The 15,394-nt window shown below is 28.3% G+C and carries 18 protein-coding genes; 4 read left to right on the top strand and 14 right to left on the bottom strand.

Translation table 11 applies throughout. The annotated features are described in order from the left end of the window. Positions 1-153: 153 nt before the first annotated feature. The 6 genes from ACVHXK_RS17545 to ACVHXK_RS17520 form a co-directional block, all read right to left on the bottom strand. The gene (locus ACVHXK_RS17545) at positions 154-411 is read right to left on the bottom strand and encodes a monovalent cation/H+ antiporter complex subunit F (RefSeq protein ID WP_461207705.1); all 258 of its coding nucleotides are present in this window, start codon (positions 409-411) and stop codon (positions 154-156) included. Continuing rightward, positions 411-902 carry a Na+/H+ antiporter subunit E gene (locus tag ACVHXK_RS17540; protein WP_461207704.1) on the bottom strand — a complete coding sequence of 164 codons (492 nt, stop codon included), beginning with the start codon at positions 900-902 and terminating at the stop codon, positions 411-413. Before ACVHXK_RS17540 ends, ACVHXK_RS17545 begins: the two co-directional genes overlap by 1 nt. Positions 903-1,147: 245 nt before the next feature. Then, a complete protein-coding gene (locus ACVHXK_RS17535; RefSeq protein ID WP_461207703.1) occupies positions 1,148-2,020 on the bottom strand; it encodes an undecaprenyl-diphosphate phosphatase in 873 nt (290 codons plus the stop codon). Between the two features lie 403 nt (positions 2,021-2,423). Beyond that, a complete protein-coding gene (locus ACVHXK_RS17530; protein WP_461207702.1) occupies positions 2,424-2,690 on the bottom strand; it encodes an ATP cone domain-containing protein in 267 nt (88 codons plus the stop codon). A gap of 79 nt (positions 2,691-2,769) precedes the next feature. Next, the gene (locus ACVHXK_RS17525; RefSeq protein WP_461207701.1) at positions 2,770-2,970 is read right to left on the bottom strand and encodes a Spo0E family sporulation regulatory protein-aspartic acid phosphatase; all 201 of its coding nucleotides are present in this window, start codon (positions 2,968-2,970) and stop codon (positions 2,770-2,772) included. A 255-nt stretch (positions 2,971-3,225) separates the two neighbouring features. After that, positions 3,226-4,074: a PHP domain-containing protein gene (locus ACVHXK_RS17520; RefSeq protein ID WP_461207700.1), complete on the bottom strand. Its 849-nt coding sequence runs from the start codon at positions 4,072-4,074 to the stop codon at positions 3,226-3,228. Positions 4,075-4,288: 214 nt separating this feature from the next. Here ACVHXK_RS17520 and eam point away from each other — a divergent pair, with 214 nt between their 5' ends. Beyond that, positions 4,289-5,554: a glutamate 2,3-aminomutase gene (eam, locus tag ACVHXK_RS17515; RefSeq protein WP_461207699.1), complete on the top strand. Its 1,266-nt coding sequence runs from the start codon at positions 4,289-4,291 to the stop codon at positions 5,552-5,554. Positions 5,555-5,686: 132 nt separating this feature from the next. On the opposite strand, the gene ACVHXK_RS17510 is transcribed toward eam, so the two are convergent. Genes ACVHXK_RS17510 through ACVHXK_RS17500 form a run of 3 tightly spaced genes read right to left on the bottom strand, consistent with a single transcriptional unit; the run spans position 5,687 to position 6,539 of the window. Further along, positions 5,687-5,998: a YbjQ family protein gene (locus tag ACVHXK_RS17510; RefSeq protein WP_461207698.1), complete on the bottom strand. Its 312-nt coding sequence runs from the start codon at positions 5,996-5,998 to the stop codon at positions 5,687-5,689. Then, positions 5,979-6,209 (bottom strand): hypothetical protein, encoded by a 231-nt coding sequence (locus ACVHXK_RS17505; protein ID WP_461207697.1) that lies wholly within the window; start codon positions 6,207-6,209, stop codon positions 5,979-5,981. Before ACVHXK_RS17505 ends, ACVHXK_RS17510 begins: the two co-directional genes overlap by 20 nt. A 60-nt stretch (positions 6,210-6,269) precedes the next feature. Then, complete coding sequence (locus ACVHXK_RS17500; RefSeq protein WP_461207696.1) at positions 6,270-6,539, bottom strand: hypothetical protein; 270 nt, start codon at positions 6,537-6,539, stop codon at positions 6,270-6,272. Between the two features lie 358 nt (positions 6,540-6,897). Between ACVHXK_RS17500 and ACVHXK_RS17495 the strand changes: the two genes are divergently transcribed. Both ACVHXK_RS17495 and ACVHXK_RS17490 read left to right on the top strand, forming a co-directional pair. After that, positions 6,898-7,167: an ACT domain-containing protein gene (locus ACVHXK_RS17495; RefSeq protein WP_461207695.1), complete on the top strand. Its 270-nt coding sequence runs from the start codon at positions 6,898-6,900 to the stop codon at positions 7,165-7,167. A gap of 16 nt (positions 7,168-7,183) precedes the next feature. Further along, positions 7,184-8,539 carry a DUF711 family protein gene (locus ACVHXK_RS17490; protein WP_461207707.1) on the top strand — a complete coding sequence of 452 codons (1,356 nt, stop codon included), beginning with the start codon at positions 7,184-7,186 and terminating at the stop codon, positions 8,537-8,539. Between the two features lie 270 nt (positions 8,540-8,809). On the opposite strand, the gene ACVHXK_RS17485 is transcribed toward ACVHXK_RS17490, so the two are convergent. The 5 genes from ACVHXK_RS17485 to ACVHXK_RS17465 all read right to left on the bottom strand — a co-directional run bounded on the left by ACVHXK_RS17485 (position 8,810) and on the right by ACVHXK_RS17465 (position 14,212). Further along, positions 8,810-9,880 (bottom strand): FUSC family protein, encoded by a 1,071-nt coding sequence (locus tag ACVHXK_RS17485; RefSeq protein WP_461207694.1) that lies wholly within the window; start codon positions 9,878-9,880, stop codon positions 8,810-8,812. Between the two features lie 138 nt (positions 9,881-10,018). Then, positions 10,019-10,459, bottom strand: coding sequence for a signal peptidase II (gene lspA, locus ACVHXK_RS17480; protein WP_461207693.1), 441 nt, complete (start codon positions 10,457-10,459; stop codon positions 10,019-10,021). Between the two features lie 124 nt (positions 10,460-10,583). Continuing rightward, positions 10,584-11,498 carry a DegV family protein gene (locus ACVHXK_RS17475; protein WP_461207706.1) on the bottom strand — a complete coding sequence of 305 codons (915 nt, stop codon included), beginning with the start codon at positions 11,496-11,498 and terminating at the stop codon, positions 10,584-10,586. Positions 11,499-11,713: 215 nt separating this feature from the next. Further along, entirely contained in the window at positions 11,714-13,237 is a 1,524-nt protein-coding gene (locus tag ACVHXK_RS17470; protein WP_461207692.1) for a putative glycoside hydrolase, read from the bottom strand. A 411-nt stretch (positions 13,238-13,648) separates the two neighbouring features. Further along, positions 13,649-14,212, bottom strand: a complete 564-nt coding sequence (locus ACVHXK_RS17465; RefSeq protein WP_461207691.1) for a YhcN/YlaJ family sporulation lipoprotein — start codon at positions 14,210-14,212, stop codon at positions 13,649-13,651. 286 nt (positions 14,213-14,498) lie between these two features. Here ACVHXK_RS17465 and ACVHXK_RS17460 point away from each other — a divergent pair, with 286 nt between their 5' ends. Next, positions 14,499-15,095, top strand: a complete 597-nt coding sequence (locus tag ACVHXK_RS17460) for a superoxide dismutase (protein ID WP_461207690.1) — start codon at positions 14,499-14,501, stop codon at positions 15,093-15,095. The last annotated feature ends 299 nt before the right edge of the window (positions 15,096-15,394 follow it).

Here is a 15,394-nt window from a genome sequence, read left to right as displayed (position 1 = left end):
TGCATTGCTTTAAAAGCATTGTGCATTGTGCATTGTGCATTGTGCATTGTGCATTGCTTTAAAAGCATTGTGCATTGTGCATTGTGCATTGTGCATTGTGCATTGCTTTAAAAGCATTGTGCATTGCTTTAAAATCATTATTCATTGCTCTTATCATATTTTCCCTTTATTTCTGATAAACCTAGAAATAAATATAATAGAAATAAAGCCTAACAAAGCATAAACAATTGCAATATCTAAGAAAAAGCTTTCTTTTTCATATAAAGCATACAATACAATTAGCATAGTAATTTTTGCTGAAAACAAGTTAAGACCTAGTATTCTATCCCAAACAGAAGATGCTCTTATTAATCTTACAAGAACAAAAGCCCCTAATAGAGCTATACTTACCATTATTATTGTTAAAAACATTACACTCCACCTCTTTTAATGAACCTTTCAAAATCACCTTTTATTATTTCTCCTGCTTTTGCACTATTTTCTGTAGTACAATTAATCCATAACACTTTCAAATGATTTCCATTTTGTTCTACAGTTATTGTACCAGGGGTCAAAGTAATTGCATTAGATAACAGAGTAATATTTAACTTATTTTCTAAACTTGTATAAATATCAACAATTTTTATATTTTCTTTTCCAGAAATAATAACGGGAATAAGCTTTAGACCAGACAATATAATCTTATAAATCAAGTAAAAATAAAACTTTACTAAAAAAAGAATATTCAAAGTCTTATTTGTAGAAAAGTTATTATTTATATAAAATTTATTTGTAACAAATATAACAAACCCACCTAAAAGAAGCCCAATAATTATATTAAATAAAGACAATTCTTCATTTAATATAATCCAAAATATAGTTATCAATAATATAATTATAAAACTATTAAGCTTATTTTTCATTATTAACACCTCCCCGAAAACCTATATATTCTAAACTACAGCTACTTCTCAATTACTATTTTAAAAATCAAATCCCTTATAAAAATTCTACCATTTTTTTTGACCCAAATCTATACTATATATAATTTCATCTTGTATCTACAAATTTTTACTTGAAAATAGTTTTTTATATAATTATACAATCGATTTAAAACTAAATAATGCACAAAAAAAGAGCTCTAATTGAGCTCTTTTTGTCGAGTTATTTAACCAGCCGGTGTGAAATTCACAATATTAGTTACTATTAAAACAATAAATACTATAGATATTATAATTCTATATATAGCAAATATCCTCATAGGTTTTTTCTTTAAAAATCCTATGAATTTTTCAACTACAACAAGTGCTACAACAAACGAAACTATAAAACCAATAGTTAGTGCAATAATCTGAACAGAATTTAAAGCAATTTCTAATTTTATCAAAGATAATAAAGATGCCCCAAACATTATTGGTATAGCTAGGAAAAATGAAAATTCTGCTGCTGCAACTGTAGATAATCCTACTATCCATCCCCCTATGATTGTAGATGCTGACCTTGACATTCCCGGCCACATAGCTAAACATTGAAAACATCCAATAATAAATGCTTGTTTCAAAGTAATTCTATCAATATTATCTGTTGTATACTTATTTCTAAATTTATTTTCTGCAAAAATCATCCATAATGCACCCACAAACAAAGCTATCGTAACTGGTATAGGATAAAATAACTTCTCTTTTATATAATCATCTAAAAGAAATCCTAAAATTACTGCCGGTATACTAGCTACCACAATATTTAACCAAAATTTAAATCCCGAATCCTTAGCTTTTGGTGAAAAATTCTTAAATGAATCCATTATTTTATTCCAATATAATACCACAATAGCTAGTATTGCTCCTAATTGTATAACTACTGAAAACATATCTATGTATTCTTTAGTATATAACTCCGCTGGCAATGTCCCTTGTGTGAATTTTATCAAATCCCCAATCAAAATCATATGCCCTGTAGAAGATACAGGAATAAACTCTGTAACCCCTTCAACAATACCAATAATAATTGCCTTTAAAATAAATATTAAACTTTCGCCCACATCATACACCATCTCTTTCTTTATTATTCGGTTATGTTTTAAAAAATCGTTTATATATAAAGTATTGTTTATGTTAACAGTTTATGCTTTTCAAATGTGCAGAGTGCAATTTGCAGTTAATGATGATAATTATCAACTATTGTGAACTAATATACCTTTGAATCTAGTAAATATTAATTAATATCAACAACACTTTAAAACACAGCCTTTTTATTAAAATATACTTTAATCATCCAAACAATTATACTATATAGGTTATATATTAGTCTATATACTAATTTCAAAACAATTCACATTGTATTAATCTCTTAATCTTTTAACTACACTCTTCACTCTGCAAATTGAACACTATGTTTTAAATATAACCTAATAAAAAAACCACCTAATAATAGGTAGTTTTTTATTAATCCGTTAAAGTACTTGCTTTATCAAAACTTTCTGCTGTTTTACTAAATCCACATTTTTTTAATTGGCTTAAAATTGTCATATGTATCTCATATACAGCAACTTCATCTTTTTCTCCAAGTGCTTTAATTACATTTTCTGATACCACTTCAATATCTGCGCTATTAAAAGGTTCCTTCGCATCATCAGATGCTCTCATTATAGATGTATTAATCTTACTTGAATTAAATTCCTCGATTCTTCCATCTCTTTTTATTACTTTCATATAAATACCCCCTTATAAGTCTTTTCCTTAAGTACATATCTATATTATAATATAAAAAGAAACACTTAAAAAGCTATCTTTAAGAATTTTTTTCTTCTTTATAGTTAGTATCAATCTTAAAGTATTCATTCAACAGCTCGTCCAACTCTTGGCTTAATTTTATTACCGAAGGATTTAGACAGCTTAATCTAATTACTTCACTATTCAATTTTTTTCTAGTTTGCTCAATTTGTTCTAATATTTCATATTTACCATCTACTAAATTAACATAATTAAACATATCATAATCCCCCTTCTTTAACATCTTTTTTTGAAAACTCGCCAAAATCATCTTTCTTGTACTTCATTTATACCATATTTTTTAATTTTCTACAAGAGTGTAAAAAAATTCAATTTATTTTATTGGTGATATCTGTATTTACACTTTTTTACATAACTATATTTAGTATCTTTGAGAAACCAGGACACAATATGTGCTCTATTTGTAATATTTTGTAAATATAAATTTTTTATGAACATTACAAGTGATAATTTCTTAGCTGTAAATAAAATCAATTATTTTACCTAATTTTACTTGGTCTATAGTTACTTTTGGAAACCCTATTTTTCTTGAAGGAATAAAATCTCCATGACAATCAGATCCTGCAGTAATAAGCATATCATTTTTTTTACACCATTCATAACATTCTATAATAGTTTCTTTTGCGTGATTAGGATGATAACATTCAATTCCGTCAACTCCTAAATCTTTAAACATTCCAAGTCTTTCATCGACTTTGATACTGCTTTTAACATAGTATGGATGAGCAAGTATTGCAACTCCACCTGCTGCTTTTATTCTCTTAATAACTTCATATGAATTAGTAAACTCAGGCATTGAAATTTTATTTTCATTTGAAAAAAGACTCGAAAAATAATCTGAAATATTCTCACAATACCCTTTATCAATTAAAAAATTAAGAGCTTTCCACCCTCCTCTTTTTAATTCATATTTATACTCTAAATATTCTTGAAAATCAATGTTATATCCATTTTTGATTAAATGTTTTATAGAGTTATCGTCTTTATCTTCTAGAATTTTAGCATTTTCATTAACTATTTTCCTTAATCCCTGATTTTGTGTATCTACTCCAAATGCTAGAATATGATTTAAACTGCCATTATATGTACTAGAAATTTCAATTCCTTTTAAATATTTTAAATTATATTCTTTAAACAAATAACTTAAATCACTTGCATCTGAAAACTTATCGTGGTCAGAAATTGTAAATAAACTCACTCCGCTTTCCTTTACTCTTTCAACTATCTGTCTTTTTGTCCATGTTCCATCTGATCCAGTAGAATGAATATGTAAATCTAATTGATTACTTCCTTTTAATTTCACGTAATTTCCTCCTAGCAACTAAAAGCTTCAATTTATATTATAATAGACATTATTATTTTTCACAAAATTATTTTTTAATTTCATAGACACTAAAAAGTGCAATCTATCCTTCATTATTTCAATTTTCCTTTGTTAAACAAAGACAATTCTTCATTTGCACAAAGTTGCCTTTTGGTATAAAATTATAATAGAGTTAAAAAGAAGGGGGAATATTATGATAGAGAACTCAAAAATAAAAATTTCAAATGACCGAGCTTTTCAATTAAAAAGCAGAATCGACGATTATACAGCTATTAAAGACTCAATTCCTAGAGGTACATCTAAAGAATACATTTCTAAATTCGAAAAAAACAAAGAAAGAATTCTTTCATTTTTTAAAGCTACTGAAGAAGATTGGTGCAATTGGAAATGGCAATTAAGCCATAGAATTGATAACATAGACGATTTAGTTAAATTAATTGATTTAGATAATATTGAAATCGAATCAATCGAAAAAGTTGATAAAAGTTATAGGTGGTCAATTTCTCCTTACTATCTGTCTTTAATTGATGATAATAAATTAAATCCAGTAAAACTTCAATCTATACCTTCAAAATTTGAACTTACGTCACAAGGTGAAGTAGACCCAATGGCTGAAGAATTTACTAACCCTGCTGGTTCTATTACTAGAAGATATCCTGACAGACTCATTATTAATGTTACAAATGAATGTGCTATGTATTGTAGACATTGCCAAAGAAGAAGAAATATTAGTTCTACTGATTGTCACAAACCCCAAAGTGTAATACAAGAATCTATTGATTATATAAGAAAAAACCCTGAAATAAGAGATGTTTTAATTACTGGTGGTGATCCTCTTACTCTTTCTGATAACTCAATAGAATGGATTTTAAAAGAACTACGAAGTATTGAAACCGTTGAAATTATAAGAATAGGAACTAGAACTCCAGTTACTATGCCTCAAAGAATTACAGATAATTTGATTAACATCATAAAAGAATACCATCCTATTTATATAAACACTCATTTTAATCATCCCTTAGAAATAACTAAAGAAGCAAAAGCTGCTTGCATTAAATTGGCTAATGCAGGTGTTCCTCTTGGAAATCAATCTGTATTATTAAATGGAATAAATAATGATAAATATATAATGAAACTCTTAAATCAGGAATTATTGACTTGTAGAGTAAAACCATACTATATTTTCCACGCAAAGCATGTAATCGGGACTACTCACTTTAATACTTCAGTTGATGATGGTATAGAAATTATGGAATATCTAAGAGGTTACACTTCTGGACTTGCAATACCAACTTACATTATAAATGCACCCAATGGAAAAGGGAAAACACCAATTCTTCCTCAATATTTAATTTCTAGAGGCAAAGACCATATTATGCTTAGAACTTGGGAAGGTGAAATAGTAAAATATCCGAATCATGAAACTATTGATCTTAAAACTGCGTTAGTAGAATCATAAGAGAATAACGCTGAAATGGTGAACAATCTATAAATTGTTATTTATGGTTCATAAATTAGCAATCTAAACTAAAGATGCTATCTTAGCATAAACTCTAAGATAGCATCTTTATATATTTTTTTAAATTATCATCTAAATAAACTTAACTGCAGTTCCATAAGCAATAACTTCAGCAGCCCCTTGCATAACTGCACTTGATGCATATCTTATATTAATAACTGCATCTGCCCCTAACGCTTCTGCTTCTTGTGCCATTCTTTTCGTAGCAGTTGCTCTGGCTTCTACCATCATTTCTGTGTATGAAGTAATTTCTCCTCCCACAAGAGTCTTTAATCCACTTAAAAAATCTTTCCCTACATTTTTTGAATGAACAGTTGACCCCTTAACCATTGAAATAGTTTCAAATTCCTTACCTGAAATAAAATCAGTATTTACTAAGATCATCTTTATCTTCCTCCTTAATTTCTTTTATTCTTTCATAAAGATTATAAATGAGAGCTCCCATAAGAGCTAAAAATACTAATAAAACAATTATTATAACTATTGATGGAATACTACTATGAAGTACTCCTGCTATAATACCAAAAGCATATAGGCCAAAGAAAATGGCCACAATTATTGTAATAAAAATAGCTGCTATCATACCCTTTTTCATCTTCCCCTCCCAATTCATTGTGCATTGTGCATTGTGCATTGTGCATTGTGCATTGTGCATCTATCCAATATCTTCATAATCTACATCTACAATTTCCCCATTGCTGTCATCTTCTACTACTTGTTCTTTTTTGACAAAACTTTCTGATTTCCTTTTTATTGACCTATTTTCAATAGAATTTCTTAAAAATTTATACAATTTGTAAAAAATCCAAATACATATTCCTATTGGTATAATAATAAATAATCCTCTTACTATAAAATACAATAGAAACAACATTACAATCATACCTAATATTCTTTCAAATATATTCCCATTAGCAAAAAACATTTTCATCACCTTACTTTTCAATATTTTCATTCTTTTATTTCTTATTAATTATATTATAGCACAAATTTTATATATAGTATATAATAACTTTTAAAGTTGTTATATTTATTTTTTAATAGGTTTATGATTAATATGTATCTAGCGTTTCAGTAAATCAATATAATCATTAGTTGAACATTATGTATTGATAATTATTTACAAATAATAACTACTATAATTAACGAATATTATTATTATCAACAATTCTACAAAACATAGCTTAATATTAAAATATTGTAGATTTATGAACTATAATGGTTGAAATTTATTAAATATTCGTATATGATAAAAATAATAATCTATCAAAGGGGGCAATAAAATGAGAGCAATCGTTACTGTTTTGGGGCAAGATAGAATTGGTATTATTTCAACAGTATCTTCAGTTCTATCTTATTCAAAAGTAAATATCCTAGATATAAGTCAAACTATACTACAAGAATACTTCACAATGATTATGCTTGTTGATTTATCAGCTTTAAATATTACTTTTGACGAACTTAAAAATTCATTAAATGAAGAAGGCGAAAAATTAGGCGTTTCAATCAAAGTTCAAAGAGAAGACCTATTCAATTCAATGCATACTCTGTAAAGAAGGTGATATAATGATTAATCAAAATGAAATTCTTGAAACAATAAAAATGATTGAAAAAGAAAAATTAGATATTAGAACCATTACAATGGGAATTTCTTTAAGAGATTGTGCAGCTTCTAGTGGTGAAGAATCTCGGAAAAAAATATACGATAAAATAACAAAAAAAGCTGAGAATCTAGTTAAAGTCGGCAATGATATCGAAAAAGAATTTGGTATACCAATTATCAACAAAAGAATTTCTGTTACACCAATTTCATTAGTAGCAGAATCCTGTGATGAAGAAAATTATGTTAAATTCGCTGAGACATTAGATCGCGCTGCTATGAATGTTGGAATAGATTTTATAGGTGGTTTTTCAGCATTAGTTCATAAAGGCTTTACTAAAGGTGACCTTAGACTAATTAATTCAATTCCAGAAGCTCTTAGCACTACAAAATTAGTTTGTTCATCAGTAAATATTGGTAGCACAAGAGCTGGCATTAATATGGATGCCGTTTATAAAATGGGCCAAATTATTAAAGAAACTGCCCATTTAACTAGAGATAAGGCTGGTTTTGGCTGTTCAAAATTAGTTGTATTTGCAAATGCAGTTGAAGATAACCCATTTATGGCAGGAGCTTTTCATGGTATCGGAGAAGCTGAGTGTATATTAAATGTAGGCGTTAGTGGTCCCGGTACTGTTAAAAGAGCTTTAGAAACTGTAAAAGGTCAACCTTTTGACGTCGTTTCCGAAACTATTAAAAAGACAGCCTTCAAAATAACTCGAATGGGTCAATTAGTAGGAACAGAAGCTTCAAACAGATTAGGAATTCCATTTGGCATATTAGATTTATCTCTTGCACCTACTCCAGCTGTTGGCGATAGTGTAGCCCATGTGCTAGAAGAAATGGGAATAGAAAGTGTTGGAGCACACGGTACTACAGCTGCACTAGCTCTATTAAATGACGCTGTTAAAAAAGGTGGTGTAATGGCCGCTTCTTCAGTTGGAGGTCTTAGTGGAGCATTTATACCTGTTTCTGAAGATATTGGTATGATAAACGCAGTCCTTAACGGTTCAATAAATTTAGAAAAATTAGAAGCTATGACTTGTGTTTGTTCAGTAGGCTTAGATATGATAGCTGTACCTGGAGATACTACAGCTGAAACTATAGCTGCTATAATAGCTGACGAGGCTGCTATAGGAGTTATCAATAATAAAACAACTGCAGTTCGAATAATACCAGCACCAGGCAAAAAAGTTGGAGATATGGTTGAATTCGGTGGTTTACTTGGAAGAGCTCCAGTAATGAAAGTGAGTAACTTTAGTAGTGCCGATTTTGCAAAAAGAGGTGGCCACATTCCAGCCCCTATTCACTCTTTTAAAAACTAACCTTTTTTTCTTATAATGCAAATTGCAATTTGTAATTTGCAATTTGCAATTAGAACCTTTAAACCTTAAAACTTTTAAAGATTAAAACATTACGATTAATGTTCAGTTAAAAAGCTTCTCGACTTAAGTCGAGAAGCTTTTATCAATTAATCAATTAATCAAAGATTTTGCACAGCAAAATCATCGTCAATTGTGCATTGTGCATCGTGCATTGTGCATTGGTATTGTGCATTGTGCATTGTGCATTGTGCATTGTGCATTTAATTATATCTATTTCTCTATTATCTTTAAAATATTTAGCACACTGTACTCAATCTCTTCTATATCATTTGTTATTCTATCCCAATTCATTTTATTTTTTTCATACATAAAATCACTTACAGTATATGTTTTATTATTATCTTCTTTTTTATTACTTCTATCTATAATCTTATTTTGTAATGAATTAATTATTTCTACTTGTTGTCCTATCATTTTTGTACAATTCAAAATGGTACTCTCCTCCATCTCAATAACAGCTTTATAATTGCTAAACATATATAAAACATCATAGTTCATATGAGTAATGGTTCTAAGATTTAGAATTATTTCATTAAGATCAAAAATTTCCTTTTGACTCATAGGCATTAATTTATTAATGAATTTGTACTCTTTTGTTAAATCAGAAAAAAACGCTATTGTCCAATCTATATCATTAAAAGTAGCAGGTAACGTGTACATAATTTCACTTGATTTCATTGTATTTTTTTCTTCTATCGCTTTAATAGAAATCCTTAAATTATATTCTATTTTACTTATAATATAAATAACTCTTTTATAGATCATCTCTCTATAAGTAAAGAAAGAAAATAAAAAATTAAAAACTATAGCTACTAATACACCGGCACCTAAAGCCACTAGCCTTAATCTCATTGTTAAAAATATTGAAGGTTCTCCTGCCAAATTAGTCTGAACTAGTTGAGTCATATATATTGATGTGAATATTGCTACTGGTGATACTTCTCTCCAATTAATTTTCAAACATACATATAGTGTAAATGCAATTGCTAAAGCTACAGTAATAAAATTATTTCCACCAATGAATATTATAATTGCTGTAGAAAAAGCTCCTAGAATTGTAGCATAAACTTGCTCGAACCCTCTTCTAATACCTGTTAAAGAAACAGGTTCTAATGTCAACATTAATCCAAATAATACAGAAATCATATCAAGGCTTAATATGGGGTTATTCTTAGATATTAAGTATGCAAATAAAACAGCTAAAAATGATTTAATAATAAAATATTTTGAATCAAGTAATACTGCTTCTTTTTTTAATTTGAAAATTTTAAATACTTTCATTTCTCTATTTACCTCATTTCCATAAATCACCTTAAATAATTATTTCATTTAAGGATATAATACTAGTGTACGGACGGCTATAGATTTCAATCCATCTGTAACTATCCCCATTCATAGAGGAAGATTTAAAAATCTTCCTCATTTTATTTCACTAATAAATATAAGAAGTACACCTGTAAAAACAAAGAAATCAGCTATATTAAAAACAGGCCATTTTTTTATATTAAAGAAAATAAAATCCACTACTTTTCCTCTCATAAATCTATCAACTAAATTAGACAATCCACCCCCAATAAAAAAACCAAATCCCAAAATACTTAAAATATTATTCCTATATTCATTGCTCTGTAAAAAATATATAGTGATACCTATAATACACATAAAAGATATAGTTTTTAATAATTTCTTCCTATTGCTTAAAAATCCTAAAAAAGCACCTTCATTTTCAGTATATATGAAGTAAATCTTATTTTTAAATACATTTCTCTTAGTTTTACCCTTAAGTTTCATAATTACTCTACATTTTGATAGTTGGTCCGAAACTACTATCAAAAAAACTATTGCAATAAAAATATACATTTTCATACCTCTCATAATAATAAGTTTCTACATCAATATTTATATACTCACTATATATTAAAATATATATAATAAAAAGCCAGAAATACGACTATTTCCAGCTTTGATAAAAACATAAAAATTACTATTTTTCTTCATTTATATGATCTAATCTTTCAATTATATGATTTTGTCTTTCAGCTCCCTTAAAAAAAACAGCTAAAGCACCAGGTCCACCAAATCTTCCTACAACAGGTCCAATTTCACTGACTATTACATTTTTAACTTCTACCTTTGCCAAAATAATTTCCTTAAGTTTTAAAGCTTCTGAAAGACAATCGCCATGGCTTATTGCTATTGTCTGCTCTTCTGAATTTTTTATCCTTTCAACGACAATGTCAGCTAATTTTTTAATAGTTTTCTTTCTACCTCTTATTTTCACAACAGGCATAACTTTCCCATCATTATTTAATGTTAAGATCGGTTTCAAGTGCAATAACATACCAACAGTAGCCGCTGCTACAGATATTCTTCCACTTCTTTTTAAATGTCCTAAGTCATCTACTGTCATATAAGTATTATAATTAAATACATTCATCTCTAGATAGTCTATAACATCTTCAAATGTTTTGCCCTCTTCTCTCATTTCATAGGCTTTTAGAACTATTATCCCTTGACATATTGATGCTGTTAAAGTATCAAAGAGATAAATTCTTCTATCTGGATATTTCTCTACCATCATTTCCTTACCTATTCTTGCACTATTAAAAGTTCCACTAAGGCCAGAAGATACTGAAATATATATGATATCTTTACCCTCTTTAAGCAACTCTTCAAAAACTTTAATATAGTCCTCACTATTAGGTTGGGATGTATCAGGTAGCGCTCCATTTCTCATATCATTAAAAAATTTTTTAGACGTTAAAGTTTCTCCAAAATCATCGATATACTCTTCCCCATTATAAGACACTGTTAAACTAACAAATGGTATTTTTTTATCCTTTATTACACTATATGGTAAATCACAGCATGAATCTGTTACAATAGCAAAATTATTCATATTCATCTTATCCTTTCCAATATAATTACCTTAATTACATTATCATGTTTTTTTTATAATTTTTCAATAATTTTCGATAAATTTCGCATTATTTTTTCATTTTTTTTCACATTCTTATTTAATCTTATTATTCCCTGTTTTTTTAACATAGACTCATTAAAAAAGAGATTTTTTAGCTTAACTAAAAAATCTCTTTTTGTTGTATAAATTAATAATTAGTCAACAGCTCCTGAATGGTACTTATTTGATGCATTCCAAAGCATAAATTCATCTATACCATTTTCCTCTAATGCATTAATTTGTGCTTTTACTTCTGTCTCTCCATACTGTATATAACCTTTAACCCAAGATGCAGTAAAATCTTGTATCCAAGGCCTTATTGTAGCTGGAGTTTTGATGTTATCATTTCTCAAAACAGCGTCTCTTGCACCATAAAGCAATAAATCATATGGGTCTGCATCTGGTACTGCTACACCATAAGTATATTCTGCATAATGTGAAGGATACATCATAGGACAAATATAATCAACAACATTACTAATAGCTTCCCAATATTGACCTAAAGACATATCATCTTGAACTGAACCTACTAATCCATATACGTCAGCCCCAATATAAACATGATAAGGTGATAACTCATCATAAGCATATTTCAAATATTCTTGTATTGCTTTTGGTTTAGACTCATTTTTCTCATTCCTATAATCAACTATTTCATCAAGTTTTCCTCCACCTGATGCTGGAAATCTAACATAATCAAATTGTATTTCATTAAAACCAGCTTCTGCCGCTTCTTTTGCAACATCAACATTGTATTCCCACAAATTTCTATCATAAGCGCTTGCCCACGCTAATCCATCACCAGATTTATAAACCTCTTTAGTATCTTTATAAATAATACATCTATCCAAATTATCATTAGAGTAAATAGGATCCTTAAAGCTTACAATTCTAGCAATGGTATAAATTCCATTATCTTTTAGCTTTTGAATAAAAGCACTAATATCTTTAATTATAATTGTATCATTCGCCTCTGGTGCGTGTATTGCAGCTGCTTGTGAATAAAATAACATTTCTCCTCTATCATCTTTTACATCGATAACAAATGTATTTATTCCTGAAGATTTAGCCATAGATATCAATTGGTCTATTTTCTTACCACTAGTAGAATATTTAGTTAAATATATACCTTTAACTTTTACTGGTTTATTATCTTCATAAATTTGTTTATCCCTTGGTTGAAAATCTAAATCTGTAAATGTTGTTGTTAATAATTCCGTTCTATCTTGAACTGTAAACTCAGCAGAAACAAATCCTGTTTTACCATCGTGAGTAACCTTGTACCATATTTCTCCACTTTCATTAGTTTCTATACTTTCTATAGTAAGTGGTGTACCTTTTAATATAGAACCTAGCTTTGCTGTGGTTTTATCATTTCCTTCTCTAAAAACGATTGGATTAGCACTAATATACACTTCCGACCCTACCACAACTTCTCCTTGTTCACTTTTATCTTCTTCAATCTCTTCTACAATTTCATCCTCTTGATTATCTTCAATTGTTTCATTTCCTTCTACATTTTGATCCTCAATATTCTCTTTATTTTCTTCGTCAAGATCTATTTGTGAATTGGTATTAGTGCTATTACTATTATTTGCTGTATTTTGAGAGCATCCTGACACTACAGACAAACTTACAAGCAAACTAATTATTAGTGCAATTCTTCTTTTTTTAAGCATATTCTTCTCCTTTTGTTGTTTGTATTTAAATTTTGTCATACTACCTATATTATATAGCTTTAAATTTAAAATTCCACTGTAAAAACTAAAAAAACTGAAAAAAAATTAAAAAATTTTATATTTCTGCATAAAATTTATTAACTCTACATTTTTATGTATTTTTCTTCACATATTAAAAAACAAAATCCGATTATTTCTAAAACATTATGTGATTATACTCCTATGAATAATTAAATGTACTTGTACTGCTAACTAATAGTCTCTTTTTTAACATAATTTGCAATATGAGCTTAGTAATTACAGATGATTCTCTCCTTCAGTCGAGATTCTTTAATTATTTAATTTATTAAATAATTTCTAAACAAAGAGAAGAAAATCATCCTTAATAGGTTGTGTCTTGTGTATTTAATTTTAATCTATTCCTTCAAACAATTCTTTTATCTTATTTTCTAAATCCTCTGACATTTCCTGGCTTTTCATGCTTTCTTTGGTAGTCTTTAATTCCTCTTTTATATTCTCATCTTCTGTTATTTTAACATTTTCTATCGTTTCATCTACTGCTTTAGCTTCTTCTATTATTTTTTCTCTTAATTGTTCATTAAGTTCATCTACATCATCTTGAAGTGTAACGGCAATTAAAGTATTATTCTCATAAGTAGCTACCTCTGCTTCCTTAATCTCATCCATACTCTTTATCATATCACTAATTTTTTGATCCCTAAGTAACATAGTCTCATAATTTGTACTTACCTCTTGGCCTTCTGTTGCCTCTTTTTCATCATCTGTACCTTCTGTTTCTTCCATTCCATCATCTTCTACATTTTTAGCGTCTTCTTCCTCCATGTCTTTATCTTCATTTTCTTCTGTCAGAATATTATCTTCTTCTTTTTCAATATCATTTTGGCATGCTGTAGCAATGACAAAAACCAATATTGCAGAAAATAATACAACTAAAACTTTATTGAATTTTTTCATAAATTCACAATCTCCTTTTTAATTATTTGCTATATTTTAAAACATAGCCGTTTATTAATAATATTTTCCCCTCAATCTGCATAAAAATCCAAAGTATATAATGTATTTTTTTACATATATTTATTTAAATGAAACTATATTTTAAATAGTTGTTGTTTTATAAAGTACTGTTTCTATTAATAGTTTTTTTATAATCAATTTTCAAATTGCCAATCAACATATAAAAATTTTTATATAATAAACCTAGTATTTAAAACATAACCTAAAAAAAGAAAGGATATATATTATGGATTATAAATTACCTAAACTCCCTTATTCATACGGAGCATTAGAGCCCTATATTGATGAAGAAACTGTAAGAATTCATCACGATAAACATCATGCTAGTTACGTAAATGGCTTAAATAATGCGATTCAAGAACTATTCAAATTGCGAGAATCTAAAAATTTTTCGCTTATTAAACACTGGGAACGAGAATTATCTTTTAACGGCTCTGGGAATATTCTTCATACAATTTATTGGCAAAACATGAGTCCTACTGGCAAAAGAAAACCAGATGGAGAACTTATCTGTCGCATTGACCGTGATTTTAATAATTATAATAATTTCAAAAATCAATTTACTAATGCTGCAGAAAAAGTTGAAGGCTCAGGATGGGCATGTCTAATTTGGTCAAATGGATTACAATCTCTTCAAATAATACAAATTGAAAAACATCAAAATTGGAGTATTATAGATGGTTATCCACTATTAGTATGTGATGTTTGGGAACATGCCTACTATATAAAATATCAGAACAAAAGAGCTAGTTATATTAAGAATTGGTGGAAATTAATAGACTGGAATAATGTTGAAACTCGCTACTTCAGGGCAATATCTTAGTTCAATGCACAATGCACAATGCACAATGCACAATTAAGGTCAAAAGCAAAAACAAAAGCAAATTCAAATGCAAAAGACAGCTGATAAATTTATTTTTACACAAATCTATCAGCTGTCCCTACTCACAAAATCTTTAATTTAATCCACCAAAGACTAATACTCTCAGAGCATTAGTCTTTTATAATCTTTTAATCTTTTAGTCTTTTAGTCTTTTAATTAATTAAAGGGGCTGTCTCAGAATAAATTCTGAGATACCCCTTTTTTATTATATTTTTCTTTCGTAACATACTAAAATTTAT

The sequence above is a fragment of the Clostridium sp. DL1XJH146 genome (assembly GCF_054819755.1).
Note: the sequence above shows the minus strand (reverse complement) of the source record. Positions and strands in the feature narration are given on the sequence as shown.